Origin of the sequence: Algoriphagus halophilus, from assembly GCF_900129785.1 — a bacterium.
Classification (GTDB): Bacteria; Bacteroidota; Bacteroidia; order Cytophagales; family Cyclobacteriaceae; genus Algoriphagus; species Algoriphagus halophilus.
The window spans coordinates 1,140,389-1,159,242 of record NZ_FSRC01000001.1; the positions used below are offsets into that span (position 1 = coordinate 1,140,389).

Here is an 18,854-nt window from a genome sequence, read left to right on the forward strand (position 1 = left end):
TTATGGAACCTAAAAGATTGATATCCTTAATGACTTTTCCTCAGCGATTTGATGGGAATACGCTGACTTTAAATATTGTCGTAGTGCCAAGGAATACAAACCCCTTTTCCACTTGGTCCACGGGCCTTCCCAATCCAACTAATGTGCCAGGATTTGCGAATTTTCAACCGGAGTTTAGTTTGTCTATTGTCAGAGGTTCGGAAGATTTTCCTTTGAGTAATGCGACTGCTCCGAGTAGAATTCCAATTGTACAGGCTGTAAATGTGATACCGGCTTCCAATAAGGCAGATATTATTCAAAAAGTGGCCGATGCCATGCCTTTACCAATCACGGATAACACGGATAAATTGCCTGCCCCGGTACCAGTAGAAAATAGTATTAAAAAATACTTGCCGTTTTCCTATCGTGATCGTTTCAATTTCACCCAGCCTAGACACCCCAATGCCGTGACGGATGATGGATACCATTGCGCCGTTCGGGATAAAATTCCAACAATCAATTACCAACCCAGGACGGAGTTGAGTTGGGGAAAAGTATTTGCCAACATTTTGAGACAACCCCTCTTGGCGAAAGCCTGCGGGATGATTTACGAGGTACAGCTTCAAGTGCAGGCAGATTGGTTTGAAGATGGGGGTTATATCTATGCGGATATAATAAATGACCCTTATGCAGTGGCCCAGGCCGGATTGCTTGAACATGCTGATGGACCTTTGATCAAGCGATATGCTGCAAAAATCCCAACACTAACGATGGGAGAAAGCCGCCCTGTATTTGCCCCGGTTTTGTTTCCTGTTTTATATAAGAAGGTATCTGATGCAAGTGAACCTGTGCCATTGGGTCCTTGGGATGAATTATTTATGGAGGCTCAGACATATAATGATGGATTTGCCAAAATTGTACATGCCAACCAACCGGTCAGTGGTAATTTATTGGAGGAAACACAAGATGAATTACCTCCCCAATCCGATTCTGGTATTCGCCTGGGTTGGGATGATGAGCAGATTCTTGTTTGGTACTTGCGGCAAATGATTGAAAATCCCTCTGATCCGGGTTCCAATGAACGGATTGATGCTCCTTTAGGAGTCATGGGATACCATATAGATGTTAGGCAAGCTAGCCCGGGTAATGATTGGGAAAGTTTGAATAGCATTGAAATCAATGAAGCTGAAAATATGTTTTCAGGTCAACTTGACTCAAGTTCAACGGAGCTTCCCTACCAAGTCTACCCCAATAAAATCAGTGGCCCAAACAGCGACCATTATTGGTTGCCCATGTATTATGCCCATTGGATTGGAAAAAATCTGGTAACTGAGGATCAGGATGCCTTGGAAATCTACAGGAACCATGAGGAAAATGGGGGCATTCAAGGTGTGGTGCAGGATAAGAAAGTAGTGCAGAATAAGACCTTGATTCCGACTCCATTGACAACTCAGCTTCGATATGGAAATAGCTATGAATTCAGGATTAGGATGACTGATATTTCAGGTGGAGGTCCGAATTTGGACGATGAGCCCTTAAATGCAGCACCTAGTCCCGAAACCAGCGTTTCTTTCAAGAGGTTTGTAAATCCTGCGATGTTGAGAATTGAGAAACCGATAGAGATCAGAAGTAATCTAAGGACTTATTTCAATGCGTTGGATGATGATGAAACGCAATTTGACCCGAATCCAAGTTTTTCAATTCAGCGACCATTGTTGGAATATCCTGCTGTTGTCTTTACCAATAAATACCAGGGAATAGGTCAGGACCCAGTGGCACTTTTGAAAGCCTTGCCTTTCCAGGAAGATGGATTAAAACCTGCTTTGCCTGATCCTGATGTAACGCATGTAAAGATCCGAGTGGAGGTAAAATCTCTAAGAATGGATACCCAGTTAAGCCAAAAAGGAGATGATAGTTTCATTACCTTGTATGAAACAAACAGGTTTTTTCCTGAGGAGTTTGAGGGTACGCTCACTATTCCCATGGAATTCATTGATGTTCCGGTATTGAATTTAGGAGAGCCTGCCAACCCGTTTTTAAGGGATGATTTATTGATAGACGACCTCAACGGAATGGAAGGCTTGATCCTACCGACGGGAAGACATATCCGGATATCCATGAGAGCAGTGGCAGTCAGTGATGGAGCTCCTGAAAGTTATTTTGGCTTTATTGATGAAGAGGAGGATAAGGATAGTCGCTATGGTAAAAACCAACAGTTTATGTTGTATAAAGAGCCTAGCATTGAAGATGATTTATTGCAACCTTTTGAGGCGATTGCTCCAGTTCAGGCGTTGTTTTTAAAACCTGACTCTGTTCCAACGGTTAAAGGTGATATTTATAAATCCTTAATAAGGAGGAATTCAGAAGAGGAGCAATCAGGTGTGGTAGAAAGATTGGCCGATGCCTTGGGGGTGAGGGCCAAAGGCTTAACCTTGGTGGCTCCTAAAGGAGAACGAATTGCTTTTGGATGTAATTCAAGGATCAGACATACCCTTGCGCCAGACGGAAGTTCTATCACGTTTGCTACTAAAGCAGACCTATATAATCATTGGATTGCTACCTTAAGTTATAAGATCAACAGAGACTGGGCCTGGGATTCCCTGGAAGATGTGGGGTTTGTGATCGAAAGGGCTTATAAATTCCGAAAGGATTCCGAGTCTGAGACAAGAGTCAATACTTATTTAGGAGATATTGAAATCAAGCATACGGTTTCCTTCGAAGCCCTACAGGCAGATAGCTTTGATCGTGTGAACAGGAATTATACGAGAATCATTTACATTGATGCCCTAGACCCCAAAAATGAGCTCAAACAACCCAATGGTGAACTAAGATTTCCAGATGAAATATGGGCAGAATATAAAATCAAGCCCAATGTAAAATCAGGTCATCCGGAACCTGCCATCATTGAAACGGATCAGTTGACGCTTCCAACTGTTTTACCTCCAGCTCAAGTCCCAAAATTAGTCAGTGTAGGGATTGCCTTTTCACCTTATGAAAGATCGGATGATTATAGTTCTTCTGAGGCGAGGAAAAGGTATTTATGGGTTGAATTTGATCAACCTGTGGAGAATCCTGATGACACCTATTATTGTCGTGTATTGGGCAATGCTCCGGATCAACTGTTGGCCAGTAATGAAGGGGATCAGTTTGTTCCTCCGGAAGAAGCAGCCATTAGTTTGGATCCGGAATTAACCAGACAGATCATTCCGGGACAAAGTGATGATAAAGCAGGAATTGCTGCAATGCAACCCATGACTGCTGCTAGTGATAGTGATCGACATTATATTCTTCCTATTCCCTCAGGAATGCATGCTGAAAGTCCTGAAATGTTTGGGTTTTTTACCTATGAATTCAGGGTGGGACATGGTCATTGGCCAGATAGAGAGGATAACCTTTGGTCTACTGCCCAAGGAAGGTTTGGAAGGCCATTGAGAGTGACAGGGGTACAACATCCTGCCCCGACCCTGCTTTGCTCTTTGAACCGGAGTAAAAATCATTTGTATGTCAGCGCCCCGTATGCGAAAGCAGTGCATAATGGTAAGAATGTAACTTCAAAACCTCCAAGGACCAGTCTCTGGACATTGGTATATGCGCAAGTTTTCCAAGCCGATGGGAGGGATTTTAGAAACATTTTATTAGGTGAGATCGAGATGAAAATCGGTGTTAGAGTGAATACGGATCCAAAAGAATTGAAAAAAATAAATGACTTGACACAGCAGGTTTATTTCAAACCGACCATTGGTGATTATACCAAAGGAAGTGTCAGCATCAATCCTAACCTGATTAAAACAGGGAATTTAATTGCTTCAATAAAAGATGAGCATCCCGTGGGAACAGCAATCGTGACCTCCCAGGATATTGCTGATAAGCTCAAGCAATTAGGATTGCCAGAAGATAGTCCTTTAAGTGTGTTGGTAGTGGAGGTTTTTGGGAATATTACCAATATCCATGACCACTTGAATCAATCCAGAAGTCAAAGGTCAGGAGAGGTGTCAGGAAGGTTCGCGGAGGGTTTGAAAGCTAAAAAAGCAGCAACTAACTTAGTTTCAACCATTAGACCTTTGAGTAGGGGCTTGGGACATTTTAGGATATTGAGGACTTCACCACTTACTAAAGTTCCGTTTGTTTGTTGTCCGACCTGTTAATGGATGACTGGTACATTGGAAGCTCCTGGAACGTTTTCAGGAGCTTTTTTATTGAAATGTTCATTAAATCAATAAAAAGTGATTTTTATCACCTAATTGGTTTCCACTACTTCTTAAATTTGATTTTTATGCATTATGAATCTAGAAGAGCTTAAATCGTACTTACCCAATTTTACAGACCCCAAACTGCTTCAAGCGATTTTGGATAAAGGTCAAATTATTCATTTGGCAGCAGGTAAGGTTCTCATGGAACCCGGTCAATTCGTAAAAATGGTACCCATAGTTTTAGAGGGGTCTATCAAAATCCTAAGAATGGATGAAGAAGGGAAAGAGCTGTTTTTGTATTATTTGGATGCCGGTGAAACCTGTGCCCTGTCTTTGACCTGTTGCGCAGCTTCAAAACCAAGTGAGATAAGGGCAATAGTAGAAGAGGATACCACGTTGGTTGGAATTCCGATTGCAGTACATGAACAATGGACGGATGAATTCAGGCAATGGAAAGATTTTGTGTCCAATACCTACCAAAGTAGATTTCAGGAAATGCTGGTAGCATTAGATGCTGTGGCCTTCAAACGAATGGATGAACGCTTGATGCGATATATTGTGACTAAAATGAAACAACATAAAGCCAATGAACTTCATACCACGCATCAAGAAATCGCCAATGAATTGGGAACCTCCCGTGAAGTAATTTCGAGATTATTAAAGCAATTGGAGAAGAAAAAGTGGATTGAACTGGGTAGAAATGTGATCTATATCCGTGATGATTTTGAAGAGTTGATTAGTAAATAATCAAGTCATGATTAGGAGGGGAACGTGTGTATGATAGGCCATTTGTAAAGATTTACTCTTCGTGAGGATTTGCTCCCAAAGGTTTTTATGATGATGGCACATGACTAGAATGGTGTCATCATTTTTAGAAAGGTATTGTTCCATGCCATTGATCAAGTCTTCCGAATAAAACGTATGAAGCTTAACAGGAATCTCTGGATATTTTTTTTGTACAAAAGCCTCTAATCCAAGCACGCAAAGTTCTTCTTTAAAATTCTTCTGTAATTGAATATGAAGAAATTCTAATTGTAAATTCCAGTTCTTACTTAACGAGATTACCCATTCTATAAAAGGCTCTTCATGTTCGGCAAATTCCAAGGCAAGAGTTACTTTTTCAATGTGATCGATTTTAGTTTCGCTAGGCACCAAAAGTACCGGGCAAACAGAATTCTTTACTACCTCTACCGAGGTGCTTCCAAATAATTTCTGTTCAATCCCACTTGCTCCGTGAGTTCCTAAGACGATTAAATCTGCATTTATTTCTTCTGCTGTTTTGGCAGTCATGATAGAAACCGTTCCCTCTTTGATGAGGTAATCCATCTTAACTCCCTCTTTTTTAGTTTCTTCAATCAGCCCTTGTATGTATTTTTCAGCATCTCTATGCATACCATCTATGACAATAGCTGCTTGCGCCGCAAAATCATAAATTGCTTCAATGACATGCAAGATGGTAATCGTTGCATTTTTCTTTTTTGCTAAGATGATCGCAAAGTCAAAGGTTTTTTTCGAGTTTTCGGAAAAATCTAAAGGCAGTAAAATTCTCATAGTAACCCGTTTTTTTTATAATTTACAAAAAAGGATCTTCGGGATCACCTTCGATTTGTTTTCTTTTTTACATTCTTTGTAGTTTCTATTTGTACCATTTTCCCTAGCTATCTGAACTTATTTTTATTTTCCGATCAAGTGTAACATTTGTCACTACTTACCGCTACCAGCTAACGTACTTTTGTGGTGTTAATTCTGAATAAAAAATTATGGATTTAGTAAATATTATAGGATTTGCATCTGCAGTAATCATCGGGGTCTCCCTAGGACTTATTGGGGGAGGAGGATCTATATTAACGGTTCCTGTACTGGTATACATCTTAGGTGTGGAACCAGTATTGGCGACAGCTTATTCGCTATTTGTGGTGGGTAGTACTTCATTGGTAGGCTCCTTTACCTATATGAAGAAGAACTTGGTGGATTATAAAACCGCTTTGGTTTTTGCAGTCCCTTCGTTTATCGCAGTCTTTTTAACAAGAAAATTCCTGGTTCCGGCTCTGCCAGATCCCTTATTTTCTATAGGAGGGTTTGAATTGGCTAAAAGTGTGGGGATTATGGTGTTTTTCTCAATCATCATGCTGGCAGCATCCTATTCGATGATCAAAGAGAAAAAGGCAAATAAAGAAGAAGGAAATGGAGAGGTGAAGTTTAACTTCCCCATGATCGCATTAGAAGGATCCGTAGTTGGACTGGTAACAGGTATAGTGGGTGCTGGGGGAGGATTTTTGATCATTCCTGCTTTGGTAATACTTGCGAAATTACCTATGAAAATGGCCGTAGGGACTTCTCTTCTAATTATTTCTGCAAAATCTCTTATAGGATTTCTTGGAGATGTGGCCAACCAACCAATTGATTGGAAGATGCTGATCATCTTTACTGCATTGTCTATCATTGGGATCTTTATAGGAAGTTCATTGTCTAAAAAGATCAATGAAAAAGCACTGAAAAAAGGATTTGGATGGTTCGTTCTTGGAATGGGAATTTACATTATATCCAAAGAACTGATATTCGTATAGTTTAGTCCTATGTGACTTTTGATACTGATAGTCAATAAGTTTTGAAAGACTTTTGCGTCAAAATTAATCCTATGAATAATTCTTCCAATACTGTGTCCAAGAACTATAGAGAAATTGCTTCCGGTGAATTTCATGATTTGGCAATAATGCCTCATACCATAGTAGTGGATGTAAGATCAGCAGGTGAGTTTGAAGGAGGAAAAATTAGAGGGGCAATTAACCTGGATGTATCCTCAAGTGATTTCATGAATCAAATTCAAAATCTATCGAAGGATATCACTTATTTGATTTATTGTAGAAGTGGAAATAGAAGTGGAATGGCCTGTGCAATCATGAATGAAATGGGTTTTAAAGAGGTTATTAATCTTAAACAGGGATTATTATTATGGCCATTTGAATTGGTCTAACTTATCATAGTTATTGTTGTAAAAAGAGTCTAATAGGCTCTTTTTTTTGTTTTCGGTTGAATACAACTAGGATTAAATGATTGTTTTAGAAGGTGATGGAACCTTGATTTCTAGACAGGGTGGAGAGTAATTCATTGAGAGGTAAAAGTTTATGGGGTATTTTTATCGAACTTTTTAACTCTTGAATTCCTTATCCTTTGTAAACTAAAATATAAAAGATGAGCCAGATTAGCAGGGGAAAATAATAGGAAATAAGCACGACAATTGAGCATTCTCCCAGCCCTCTGTTACTGATCATATGAAATCCATAAAGCCATAGAATTCCATAAAAAATTTCAAAAATATTAACGGTTCCCAAGGCATAGTGGTATTGGGCAGCCACATTTTCAGATCCTAGTAAGGATAATAGTGAAAATGGACGATACTCATCAATTTCTTGAAAAGTGACGGAAGAGGAAGGATTTAGGTAAACAAGAAGTCTAATCAGTTCTGGGAAAATAAAAATCACCTCTGCGACTAAAGCAAATTTCCATAGTTCTTTATAAGGTACTTTGTATCCCAAGAAAAAAGCTCCAAGCCAGAATAAAAAGGAGATGGCAGTGAATTTCCAAAGAAGCGCGAAGGGTGTCCAAATGTAATTAAGTGCATTGAAAATATGGAAAATCATAAAGTCTCCACGGCTTTCCAAGGCATCATAATCTGGGATTGATTCCAGGATTAACGTATTGGTTAAATACCTAATGGATAAGAATAAAATTACCAAAATGAAAAAATATATTCTTTTGTCGAAATCTATTGTCTCTTTAAGACGTTGTGCTTCTATGGAAAGTGGTTTTGCCATTTTTTGATGATTCTCATCCAAATCTAAAAGATTGTTTGGGATTCCATCTAATTTTGCAATGTCATTCATTGAAACATGATTAAAAAAATTATAGCCCTTAGTTTATTTTCAGTATTGCTATTCAGCAAAGTAAATGCCTTTAGCCAGTCTACCTTAGCCGATACATTCAAGGTAGAACAGTCCCGGTATTTATTGCTTGATAAAGGTTTGCAGTTTAGGATAACCAAATCAATCAATAGCATGTATGATTTCAATTTTCCGGTAGCTGAACGGGATTTCGCAGTGTTGGCGTACCAATACCCGGATCATCCCTTGCCTGATTTTTTGATGGCTCTTGGATATTGGTGGAGAATAGAAGTAGATGTTACCAATGAGAAATATGACGATATCTTCATTCAGTATTTGGATCGCGCAATTGAAAAGGCTGAAGCCATTTATGATGAAGATGAAACCAATAAAGAAGCTGCTTTTTTTTTAGCAGCGGGCTACGGCTTCCAGAGTAGACTCTATTCTGAAAGAAAGAAATGGACCAAAGCAGCTTGGGGAGGAAAGAATGCATTGAAATACATGGAATTGAGTAGAGGGGAGGAGGAATTCAACCCAGAGTTGCTATTGGGAGATGCACTTTTCAACTATTTTTCTGTTTGGATTCCGGAACATTATCCATTGCTTCGACCTGTCATGGCTTTATTTCCAAAGGGAAGTAAGGAATTAGGACTGCAGCAATTGGAACAAGTGGCGACAAATGCATTTTATACCCGAGTGGAGGCACAGTATTTTTTATTTAGACTGTATGCTTCTGAGGAGAAGAAACCTTATGAAGCATTACGTATTTCAGAGTACTTACATTCCAAATTTCCAAATAATCCTTATTTCCATCGTTCCTATGCGAGGCATTTATATACGGTGGGGCGTTGGACTGAATCGTTGGACCAATCTCTGGAAATCTTGGATAGGATTGCTGCCAAGCAAGTGGGGTATGAGGCAAATTCAGGAAGATATGCATCCTTTTATGCAGCAGAATATTATAGAAGGATTGGAGATATGGTTGAAGCAAAGAAGTATTACTTACAAACCATTTCCTATGGAGAGGAATCTGAGTCACAAGAAAGTGGGTACTATCTGCACGCTTTAGTTCAACTAGGAAAAATGGAGACAGCAGCAGGAAACAAATCTTTAGCTAAAAAATACTTTAAAGAAGTTAAGCGTTATGCAAAGCGAAAACACCCCGCTCATCAGGAAGCTAGGGATTTTATAAAAAAGAATAAACTTTAAATAAAATTCTCTCGTAATGTTGTGTGTGATACAGGAGATAATTTGAATTTTTTTGAGAGACTGAGGGATTTTGAAAGGATTCTTTGCTTAAACCCACCGATTTCTTAATAAAATTTCGAATTGCGGTATTAAATTATCATAAATCACTTTAAAATTTTAAGCAAATATTATAATTTTGCACAACAGAAAATTTTGTAAAACCAGAGATCATGGATAATAGCGTAAGAATAAAATTTGATAAAATTGATAGAAGAATTTTAGAAATACTTCAGGGGAATGCTAAAATCACAAATGCTCAACTATCAAAAGATATAGGTCTTTCGCCTGCACCGACTTTGGAGCGAGTGAAAAAGTTAGAGCAGTCTGGGATAATCAAAAGCTATCACGCTAAACTTGATCCAGAGAAAATTGGCTTAGGGGTAAGTACCTTCGTTCTTGTTAGTTTGATTGGACACAACAAAGGAAATATTGATGCTTTCATGAGAGAGATCAATGGTATTCCTGAAGTGATTGAGTGTCATCATATCACCGGTACAGGAGACTTTATTTTAAAAATCATTTCTAAGGACATCACTGCCTATCAAAAATTGATGCTTGAAAAAGTTTCTGAGATCAAGGAAGTAGATTCCATGCAGTCTATGGTGATTTTATCTACCTTCAAGGACTCTAAAGTATTGCCAATCCCGGCTTAATTAAATTAAAACGGAAAATTTTGGGGTGGCTTTGGTCACCCTTTTTTTTTGAATACAATGAAAGGAAACCCCTGGAAAACTAAAGAAGTCAAAGAGATTTATCAAAATCCTTGGATTAAGGTGGAAGAACACCAAGTAATCAACCCAGCAGGAAATTTGGGGATCTACGGAAAAGTGCAGTTTAAAAATAAAGCACTTGGGATTATTCCTTTGGATTCGGATGGGTATACTTGGATCGTAGGTCAATATCGCTACCCTTTAGATGAATATTCCTGGGAAATCCCTATGGGTGGGGGACCAATAGGAGTTGATATTTTGGAAAGTGCCAAAAGGGAGTTGAAAGAGGAAACTGGGCTTACTGCTAAAAAATGGACGGAAGTAATGCGTATCCATACTTCCAATTCGGTGACAGATGAAGAAGGGTTTGTTTTTTTAGCAGAAGAACTTACTGAGGGTTTAACGGAATTTGAGGAGACGGAAGTGTTGGAGATCAAAAAAATACCATTTAAGGATCTGTTAACCATGGTGATGAATGGTGAGATCACCGATGGGATCAGTATTGCAGGAGTTCTTAAAGTTGCCCGGATTTTGGGTATATAAGTCATGACAATCAAGGATCATTTTAAAATTACATTTAACCTGGCTTTTCCGGTGATGTTGAGTCAGTTGGGACAGGTTTCCGTTGGTGTTGCAGATTCCATGATGGTGGGAAGACTTGGGGCACTACCCTTAGCGGCTGCATCACTTGGAAACAGCATCTTTTTCGTGATTTTAATGTTTGGAATGGGGGTTTCTATGGGAATAACCCCTTTGGTGTCAGTTGCTGAAGGTAAAGGGAAGCCTAACCGAATCTCGCGTTTGTTTCAACATGGGCTTTGGATCAACATTATTGCCAGTTTCTTGTTGACCTCGATCGTCTTGATTCTTGCACAGGGCTTGCACTTTCTAGACCAACCAGAAGAGGTAGTTTCCTTGACGATTCCCTACCTGTTTGTGATCACCGCATCTCTGTTGCCTTTTATGATTTTCCAAACGTTTAAACAGTTTGCAGAAGGCTTGTCGCAGACTAAGCAGGCGATGTACATTACCATCTTTTGTAACCTTGTCAACGTATTCCTGAACTGGGTTTTAATATTTGGAAAGCTGGGTGCTCCGGAAATGGGCTTAATGGGAGCGGGGTGGGCCACCTTACTTTCTAGAATATTAATGCCAATTATGATGGGTTGGTATGTGCTAAAAGCAAAGAGGTATCAGGTTTTTCAACTTTCCATGAATTTAAAGAAATGGAGTTTACCCATGTTTAGCCGAATTCTAAATGTAGGTATTCCCACAGGCTTTCAATATATTTTTGAGGTAAGCGCCTTTAGTACTGCAGCCATCATGATGGGATGGCTGGGGGTGAATGCACTCGCAGGCCACCAGATTGCAATCAATTTGGCCTCCATTAGTTATATGATGGTCGCAGGATTATCCACTGCGGGAATGATTCGTGTAAGCAATCAAATCGGAAGGGCAAATTTCAAAGCGATGAAAGAAGCAGGAATGGTGGTATATGCTATGTCTATGATTTTCATGGCTACTACCGCATTGATTTTTATCACGTTCCGGAATTTCCTCCCCACTCTTTATATTGATGATCCAGCAGTGATTTCCTTGTCCTCTTCCTTATTGGTCATAGCAGGCCTGTTTCAATTATCGGATGGGGCCCAAGTGATTGGTTTAGGGGTATTGAGAGGGATGGAAGATGTGAAAGTCCCCACCTACGTGACCCTGATAGCTTATTGGATTTTGGGTCTGCCTTTAGGGTATTTATTGGCTTTTGAATTTGGTTTTGGAGCAAAGGGAATTTGGTATGGACTTTTGATAGGCTTAAGCGTGACCGCATTTTTACTTTACTTTAGGTTTAGAAAATTAAGCAGAGAAAGATTTCAACTATCAAAACCAACCCTCCCAGTAGTTTGACCATTTACCAAATGAAAGAAGGGTTAAATTGAATAATGAATTATATTCAAGAATTAATAAATCTGAATATGATCAAAAAAATACTCTCTCTTTTACTCATAGTGATAGGTGCACAAAGTATCTATGCCCAAGATTTTGCTGTTTTAACCCAAAGGGAACAAGCTCAGGTAATTGATAGCTGGTTGGATGATAGAATCACCAATTTATTGCCCGAGCTGATGACAGAAACCGGAATAGACATGTGGGTAGTAATATCCCGAGAATACAATGAAGATCCGGTCATTCGAAAACTACTTCCTGCCACCTGGATGGCTGCGCGTAGAAGAACCATTTTGGTGATGTATCAACCTGCACCAAATGGGCCAGTAGAGACCTATGCTGTAGCTAGATATGATGTGGGAAAAGCATTTAAAAGAGCTTGGGATCCGGAATCCCAACCGGATCAATGGGAGGCTTTGATGGATTTAATCAAAGAGAAAAATCCAAAAGCCATTGGACTGAATTATGCCAAGGATTATGGTCATGCAGATGGATTGACCATGAATGAATACCAGATTTTCCATGAGTATTTGCCGGAAAACTTAAAATCAAAAATCGTATCTGCACAGACATTGGCAGTTAGATGGTTAGAAACGAGAACACCTGCGGAAATGGCTACCTATCGCCATATTCAAGAAATAGCACATCAAATTGTTCAACAAGGGTTATCCGAGCAAGTGATAACCCCAGGTGTAACCACTACGGATGACGTGGTTTGGTGGTATAGAGAAAAAATCAAATCCATGAAGCTGGACACTTGGTTTCACCCATCTGTAGATATACAGCGTCCTGACCCTGCTTCTCAGGATGCAAATCGATCTTTTGCCTCGACACCAGCTTCACAGGTCATCATGCCAGGGGATTTACTTCATATAGATTTTGGAATCACTTATCTACGATTGAATACAGATACGCAAGAAATGGCCTATGTTCTGAAATTGGGAGAAACAGAAGTTCCCGAATATTTGCAAAAGGCATTTGAACAAGGAAACAGGGTGCAGGATTTGTTGACTCAGAATTATGTTTCCGGAAGAACGGGCAATGAAATTTTGAGAGAGACCAGAAAACAGATGGATGCTGAAGGGATCAAAGGAAGTATTTATACACACCCACTTGGATATTATGGGCATTCGGCTGGTCCTACCATTGGTATGTGGGATAATCAAGGGGATACTCCAGGAGCAGGAGATTTTCCGCTACATGCCAATACAGGCTATGCGATTGAACTCAATGCAGTGGTTTTTGTGAAAGAGTGGAATAAAGAAGTTCGAATCATGCTGGAAGAAGGGGCATTTTTTGATGGAGACAAAGTAAATTATTACAATGGCCGACAAAAAAAGATTTTAGCCATTCCAAGACCCACCGGATACCTAGGAAATTAAATCAAAAGAGCCCGAATTTATTCGGGCTCTTTTGATTGGTAGTTATCCTTTTTAATCAACATGAGATAAAAGAATGCCAAAAAGGCCATCCCGGCACTGACTATGAATACCCATTGAAAATTTGCCGGATTGTTTCCATAGACCCAACCTGAAACCAAAGCTCCCACACCAATTCCCGCTTCTAGAAAAATATACATGGTGGCCAGAGCTCGGCCTCTATAATGATTTAGTGAAAGGTCAACTACCCAAGCTGCTGTAGTGGGACTGTACATTCCAACCGCTGCACCATATAAAACTCCTGATAGCATTAATACGGCTTTTGACTGCACAAATGCGATGGATAGCATGGCTACTATTAACAGAAAGCAAGCAACCCGCATCACGGGTATTCTCCCGTATTTATCTGAGGCTCTTCCTGCCAAGAGGCGAATTCCCAAAGAGGAAAGCGTAAAGACCGCAAAGAACAATCCCTTGTTTTCAATCTGTAGATGACTGGATAAATCTGGAATAATGGTTAGTACAACTCCGAAGGAAAAGACAGATAGGAAAAGAATAGTAGAAGGGACCAATACTCGTTTTTCGATGAGTTCATCTTTTTTCAAGCGGAAAAGCTTAAAGGAGAATTTTTCCTTTTCAGGTAAGGTCTCTTTTAATCTAATCAAGATTAAAATTGAAAAAATAGAAGTAAAGGCAGAGGTATAGAATAACGTATTTAGCTCCCAATGGGTAGCAATCCATCCGCCTATGGCTGGACCAGCAGCCATTCCTAAAGATCCAAATAAGGATTGGATTCCCATCGCTTCTCCTCTTTTTTGAAATGGTACAATGTCAGCCACATATGCAGAGGTGCCTGTTGGTTTGAATCCAGTTGAAAATCCATGGATGAAACGAAGAAATAGAAAGCCAGCTACAAAATTGAGAATGGGATATAATAGACCAACAATAAAGCAAATGGAAGTCCCAAAAATCATGACTGGAATCCTTCCGATTTTATCGGCAAGTTTCCCACTAAAAGGTCTAGATAGACCTGCTGAAAGCGTAAATAAAGAAATTATCAATCCTTTGTATTCTTCCCCTCCCAAGGAACTCAGGTAGTTTGGTAGCTCCGGAATGATCATGTTGAATGAGGAGAAAAACAGGAACGAACTCAGGCAAAGAAGAAAAAAATTGAGTGTAAAAAAGGAAGGGATTAATTTCATCTAGGTATTGAAGATCAAAAAAGGCCAGAAATTAATCTGGCCTTTCCATTAGTTTTTATTTGCTTCTTCTTCACTTTGAGCCAACAGGTAGGCTTTCATGAATTCGTTTAGACCACCATCCAATACGTGTTGTGTATCTGAGGTTTCATAGCCTGTTCGTGCATCCTTGACAAGTTTGTATGGATGAAGTACATAGTTTCTAATTTGAGAACCAAAGTCAACTCGCAACTTGGAAGATTCGATTTTTGCTATTTCCGCATTTCTTTTCTCCACTTCCAACTGGAACAACCTTGATTTCAACATCTGCATTGCCTTTTCCCTATTGGCCAATTGAGAACGCTCAATTTGACAAACTACGACGATCCCAGTAGGCTTGTGAGTCAGCTGAACTTTGGTTTCCACTTTGTTCACGTTCTGACCTCCAGCTCCTCCCGATCTAGAAGTATGCAATTCAATATCGGCCGGATTGATGTCAATTTCAATGGAATCATCCACTTCAGGATAGGCATATACTGAGGCAAAAGAAGTATGTCTACGCCCTCCTGAATCAAAAGGTGAGATACGTACCAAGCGGTGTACACCAGTTTCTGATTTTAAGAAACCATAGGCAAGGGGTCCTTCAAATTCCAAAGTACAGGATTTAATACCTGCTACGTCGCCTTGTTGCACGTCTACTTCACGGACTTTGTAACCATTTTTTTCTCCCCACATGATGTACATTCTCATGAGGATAGAAGCCCAATCATTACTTTCTGTTCCACCGGCACCAGGATTGATCTCCAATACAGCGTTAAGTTGATCCTCCTCTGAAGAAAGCATTTTCTTCAATTCGAGTTCTTCAACCACGTTTTTGGCTTTTTCATATTCTGTTTTGATTTCCTCTTCTGAAACCTCGTCTGCACTATAGAATTCGTATAGCACATCCAGGTCTTCAATAATTTTATTGAGGTTCTCAAAAGCGGTGGTCCAAGTTTTTCTTGCTTGGATCTGCTTCATGGTTTTTTCCGCTTCTTCCGGATTATTCCAAAAGTCAGGTTGGGCTGATACAGCCTCAAAATCTTCTATTTCTGCTTTCTTACGATCGTAGTCAAAGATACCTCCTTAAAGCCGAGGTGCGAGCTTTCAAGTCTTTCAGTTGTTCTGAAGTCATCTGTCTAGGTGTAAAATTTAGGATGCAAAATTCCGAAAAAAAGTCTGTTAATACTAATGGATTTCAATTAATCCATTCGCATCATGATAATTTGAATATGATTTCTCCCTCGGTGCTTGAAGGTTTTGTATCTCAAAGGCAACATCGCCAGTCCAGTAGCCAGTAAAACACCTGAGGTGATTCCAACCCCCTTGTCAACGGTCACCTCCCCATCATGGTAAAGGCTGTTGATCATATCTACCGAGATCAAAATGATTCCTGCTCCCAAAACCAGGGAGTTGAATGCTCTTAATGTCCCATTTCGTTTATCTTTTCTACGGATATCAATCTCTTCTATATCCATTGGAGAGATGATATTTTCAGTCATATAGATATAATCCTGATCGATCTTTTCGATCACATCCGTAATAAAATATCCTATTTTTTTGCTTTTATAGGTAATTTCTTCTCCTGGATAATAGCGGATCTGGGATTTTTGATTAGCACCACGTTTTAATAGGATAAAATCCCTTGACTGGGCCTGGACCAACAAGGGTATGCTGATCAAGAAAGAAAAAAGTAACAGCTTTTTCATTTAGCCTAAATAACTAATTTACGAAGTCAAAATAGGAACTTTTTAAAGTCTTTTAATAAAAAAAGCGGGAATTAATAATTCCCGCTTTCATTTAAATCTTGATGATCCAATCATGGGGATCTGCTATAGTCCCATATTTTATCCCATCTAATTCTGCGAGCACTTTGTTGGAAAAGGCATCAGAGGATTTTGTAGGTAAAATATAATCAGTTCCGTTCACATTGATTCTTTCAATATGTGCGATCGTTGCGGCAGTACCTGTACCAAAAGCTTCCTCAAGAGTTCCGTCTTTCAAGGCCGTTTCCAGTTCAGATACAGTCAAGAATCTTTCTTCAACAGGCTGACCCCAGTCTTTAGCCAATTGAAGCACGGAATTTCTAGTGATTCCTTTCAAAATGGTGCCTGAGTTAATAGGGGCAGTGATCAAGGTTCCATTGATTTTGAACATGACATTCATGGTGCCACTTTCCTCTATCTTACTATGACTTTTTCCATCTGTCCAAAGTAATTGGTCATAACCGGATTTCTGGGCTTTTTGTGCAGGATATAAAGACGCAGCATAATTACCAGCTGTTTTAGCAGCACCAGTTCCTCCTTCAGTAGCTCTGGTAAATTGGGTTTCCACTTTGACACTTACCGGCTTGCTGTAGTAATTACCTACAGGGCATGTGAAAATGATGAATTTATAGGTATCAGAAGGTTTTACTCCGATGTAGTCATCGGTAGCAAACATGAAAGGCCTGATATACAGGGAAGAACCTTTTGCATCCGGAACCCAACCCTTGTCAAGTTCTAACAATTGAATCATACCTTCCATAAAAATATCTTCTGGAATGGCTGGCATACACATTCTTTCGGCAGATTCATTCATTCTGGACCAGTTTGCATCCGCTCTAAAGACCAAGACCTCGCCTTTGTCATTTTTATAAGCTTTTAAACCTTCAAAAATAGACTGTCCATAATGAAGGGTAGCGTTTGCAGGACTCAGGACCAAAGGAGCATAAGGTTCAATTCTTAAATCTGTCCATTCTCCATTTTTGTAATCAGCCACAAACATGTGGTCACTAATTGTTTTACCAAATACCAGATTAGAGAAATCGGTTTTGGGTAAGCGAGAGCTGGTGGTAGCTTCTACAGGGATGGCAAGTGATGTTTTCATAAGTTATGCCTTTAACTGGTTCAAACCAGTGTGAAATACAATGTTAAATTCGCGGCTTCCAGGTAATTTCCTCAGCGCCTAATTCCTGACTCATAGCTCTTCCCAACACAAAGAGAAAATCCGAAAGTCTATTTAGATATTGAATTATCAAATCTGAAACTTGTTCGAAAGATGCTAATTCAACGGTGATCCGTTCCGCTCTCCTACAAACTGTTCTCGCCAAATGGCAAAATGAAACAGATTGATGTCCTCCCGGTAAGATAAATGCTTTTAAAGGAGGAAGCTCCATTTCCATCAGATCCATCTCTTTTTCCAAAAGAATAATATCCTCTAGATGAAGGTCCGGTTTTTTTACTTTTTCCTTGCCTGGAACAGTGGCTAAATCTGACCCAATGGTAAATAACCTATCTTGAATTTCTTTTAAAAGATCCCCTCTTTTTTGATTTACGGGTTGATCTCTAACTAATCCAAGGTAAGAATTTAACTCATCGATTGTCCCATAAGCATCTATTCTTAAATCAGATTTTGGGACACGAATACCCCCCAATAATGAGGTGATACCTTTGTCTCCTGTTTTTGTATAGATTTTCATCGGCAATCTTTTGATCTTCCGACAAAAATAAGAATCTATTTGTAAAAAAATGGATAATTAGGTGTGCATCGCAACTCCACGTGTAGGATTTGGATTTATTGTGTCCGTTTCAACCAGTCCATCCCTTAATCTCACAATTCTATGGGCATAATGCGCAATGTCATCCTCGTGCGTAACCATGATAATGGTGTTTCCTTTGGCATGTAACTCATGAAACAATTCCATGATTTCATAAGAGGTTTTGGAATCTAGATTACCTGTGGGTTCATCCGCTAAAATAATACTTGGATTATTCACCAAAGCCCTGGCAATCGCCACACGTTGTCGTTGACCACCTGAAAGCTCATTGGGCTTATGCTTGGTTCTATCTCCAAGTCCAACATTGGAAAGGGCTTGAAATGCCAATTCTTCTCTGTCTTCTTTGCTATATCCTGCATAGACCAATGGCAAGGCTACGTTTTCCAGACAGGTAGCTCGTGGAAGTAGGTTAAAAGTCTGAAATACAAATCCGATTTCTTTGTTTCGAATCTCTGCCAATTCATTTTCAGTCATGTCACTGGCATCTTTATTATTTAGAATATAGGTGCCAGAAGTAGGGGTGTCCAAGCATCCGATGATATTCATCAAGGTAGATTTTCCTGATCCAGAGGGACCCATAAATGCTACATATTCACCTTTATCTACTGTAATGGATACAGACTTAAGAGCCTGAATCACTTCAGCTCCCATTTTATAGGTTTTATTTATTTCATGGGTTTCAATTACTCTGCTCATGGATGCTATTTTTTGCTGAAGATAAATTATATGCGTTAAAAAATTAAAAGTAGACTAGTGAAATTACGTGAA

General features: G+C 39.5%; 17 protein-coding genes. 9 read left to right on the forward strand and 8 right to left on the reverse strand.

All coding sequences use genetic code 11. From position 1 onward, the window contains the following. Positions 1-2: 2 nt before the first annotated feature. Both BUR11_RS04845 and BUR11_RS04850 read left to right on the forward strand, forming a co-directional pair. A complete protein-coding gene (locus BUR11_RS04845; protein WP_074223674.1) occupies positions 3-4,124 on the forward strand; it encodes a hypothetical protein in 4,122 nt (1,373 codons plus the stop codon). 135 nt (positions 4,125-4,259) lie between these two features. Next, entirely contained in the window at positions 4,260-4,916 is a 657-nt protein-coding gene (locus tag BUR11_RS04850) for a Crp/Fnr family transcriptional regulator (RefSeq protein WP_074223675.1), read from the forward strand. Here the strand turns inward: BUR11_RS04850 and BUR11_RS04855 are convergent, their stop codons facing one another. After that, entirely contained in the window at positions 4,917-5,720 is an 804-nt protein-coding gene (locus tag BUR11_RS04855) for a universal stress protein (RefSeq protein ID WP_074223676.1), read from the reverse strand. A gap of 209 nt (positions 5,721-5,929) precedes the next feature. Between BUR11_RS04855 and BUR11_RS04860 the strand changes: the two genes are divergently transcribed. Together BUR11_RS04860 and BUR11_RS04865 are read left to right on the forward strand one after the other, a co-directional pair. Next, positions 5,930-6,736: a sulfite exporter TauE/SafE family protein gene (locus BUR11_RS04860; RefSeq protein WP_074223677.1), complete on the forward strand. Its 807-nt coding sequence runs from the start codon at positions 5,930-5,932 to the stop codon at positions 6,734-6,736. Between the two features lie 71 nt (positions 6,737-6,807). Continuing rightward, complete coding sequence (locus BUR11_RS04865; RefSeq protein WP_074223678.1) at positions 6,808-7,143, forward strand: rhodanese-like domain-containing protein; 336 nt, start codon at positions 6,808-6,810, stop codon at positions 7,141-7,143. Positions 7,144-7,333: 190 nt separating this feature from the next. Here BUR11_RS04865 and BUR11_RS04870 read toward each other — a convergent pair whose 3' ends face one another. Beyond that, positions 7,334-8,053, reverse strand: coding sequence for a sulfate ABC transporter permease (locus tag BUR11_RS04870; protein WP_234982100.1), 720 nt, complete (start codon positions 8,051-8,053; stop codon positions 7,334-7,336). A gap of 6 nt (positions 8,054-8,059) precedes the next feature. On the opposite strand from BUR11_RS04870, the gene BUR11_RS04875 reads away from it, so the two are divergent. From BUR11_RS04875 to BUR11_RS04895, 5 genes are all read left to right on the forward strand, one after another. Then, positions 8,060-9,259, forward strand: coding sequence for a tetratricopeptide repeat protein (locus BUR11_RS04875; protein WP_074223679.1), 1,200 nt, complete (start codon positions 8,060-8,062; stop codon positions 9,257-9,259). Between the two features lie 209 nt (positions 9,260-9,468). Continuing rightward, positions 9,469-9,951, forward strand: a complete 483-nt coding sequence (locus BUR11_RS04880; protein WP_074223680.1) for an Lrp/AsnC family transcriptional regulator — start codon at positions 9,469-9,471, stop codon at positions 9,949-9,951. Positions 9,952-10,008: 57 nt separating this feature from the next. Next, on the forward strand, positions 10,009-10,551 hold the full coding sequence (locus BUR11_RS04885; RefSeq protein ID WP_074223681.1) for an NUDIX domain-containing protein: 543 nt from the start codon (positions 10,009-10,011) through the stop codon (positions 10,549-10,551). Positions 10,552-10,554: 3 nt separating this feature from the next. Beyond that, the gene (locus BUR11_RS04890) at positions 10,555-11,913 is read left to right on the forward strand and encodes an MATE family efflux transporter (protein ID WP_074223682.1); all 1,359 of its coding nucleotides are present in this window, start codon (positions 10,555-10,557) and stop codon (positions 11,911-11,913) included. 68 nt (positions 11,914-11,981) lie between these two features. Then, positions 11,982-13,334, forward strand: a complete 1,353-nt coding sequence (locus BUR11_RS04895; RefSeq protein ID WP_074225117.1) for a M24 family metallopeptidase — start codon at positions 11,982-11,984, stop codon at positions 13,332-13,334. A gap of 17 nt (positions 13,335-13,351) precedes the next feature. On the opposite strand, the gene BUR11_RS04900 is transcribed toward BUR11_RS04895, so the two are convergent. The 6 genes from BUR11_RS04900 to BUR11_RS04925 form a co-directional block, all read right to left on the reverse strand. Beyond that, positions 13,352-14,533, reverse strand: coding sequence for an MFS transporter (locus BUR11_RS04900; protein WP_074223683.1), 1,182 nt, complete (start codon positions 14,531-14,533; stop codon positions 13,352-13,354). A gap of 48 nt (positions 14,534-14,581) precedes the next feature. Further along, a protein-coding gene (prfB, locus tag BUR11_RS04905; protein ID WP_143185841.1) for a peptide chain release factor 2 occupies positions 14,582-15,683 on the reverse strand; the annotation gives its coding sequence in 2 pieces (ribosomal slippage) (positions 14,582-15,622 and positions 15,624-15,683; 1,101 coding nt in all). Between the two features lie 67 nt (positions 15,684-15,750). Further along, complete coding sequence (locus BUR11_RS04910; protein WP_074223685.1) at positions 15,751-16,257, reverse strand: hypothetical protein; 507 nt, start codon at positions 16,255-16,257, stop codon at positions 15,751-15,753. Between the two features lie 91 nt (positions 16,258-16,348). Further along, positions 16,349-17,416 (reverse strand): branched-chain amino acid aminotransferase, encoded by a 1,068-nt coding sequence (locus tag BUR11_RS04915; RefSeq protein ID WP_074223686.1) that lies wholly within the window; start codon positions 17,414-17,416, stop codon positions 16,349-16,351. A gap of 43 nt (positions 17,417-17,459) precedes the next feature. Then, positions 17,460-18,008: a cob(I)yrinic acid a,c-diamide adenosyltransferase gene (locus BUR11_RS04920; RefSeq protein ID WP_074223687.1), complete on the reverse strand. Its 549-nt coding sequence runs from the start codon at positions 18,006-18,008 to the stop codon at positions 17,460-17,462. Between the two features lie 57 nt (positions 18,009-18,065). Next, positions 18,066-18,782 (reverse strand): ABC transporter ATP-binding protein, encoded by a 717-nt coding sequence (locus BUR11_RS04925; protein WP_074223688.1) that lies wholly within the window; start codon positions 18,780-18,782, stop codon positions 18,066-18,068. Between the last annotated feature and the right edge of the window lie 72 nt (positions 18,783-18,854).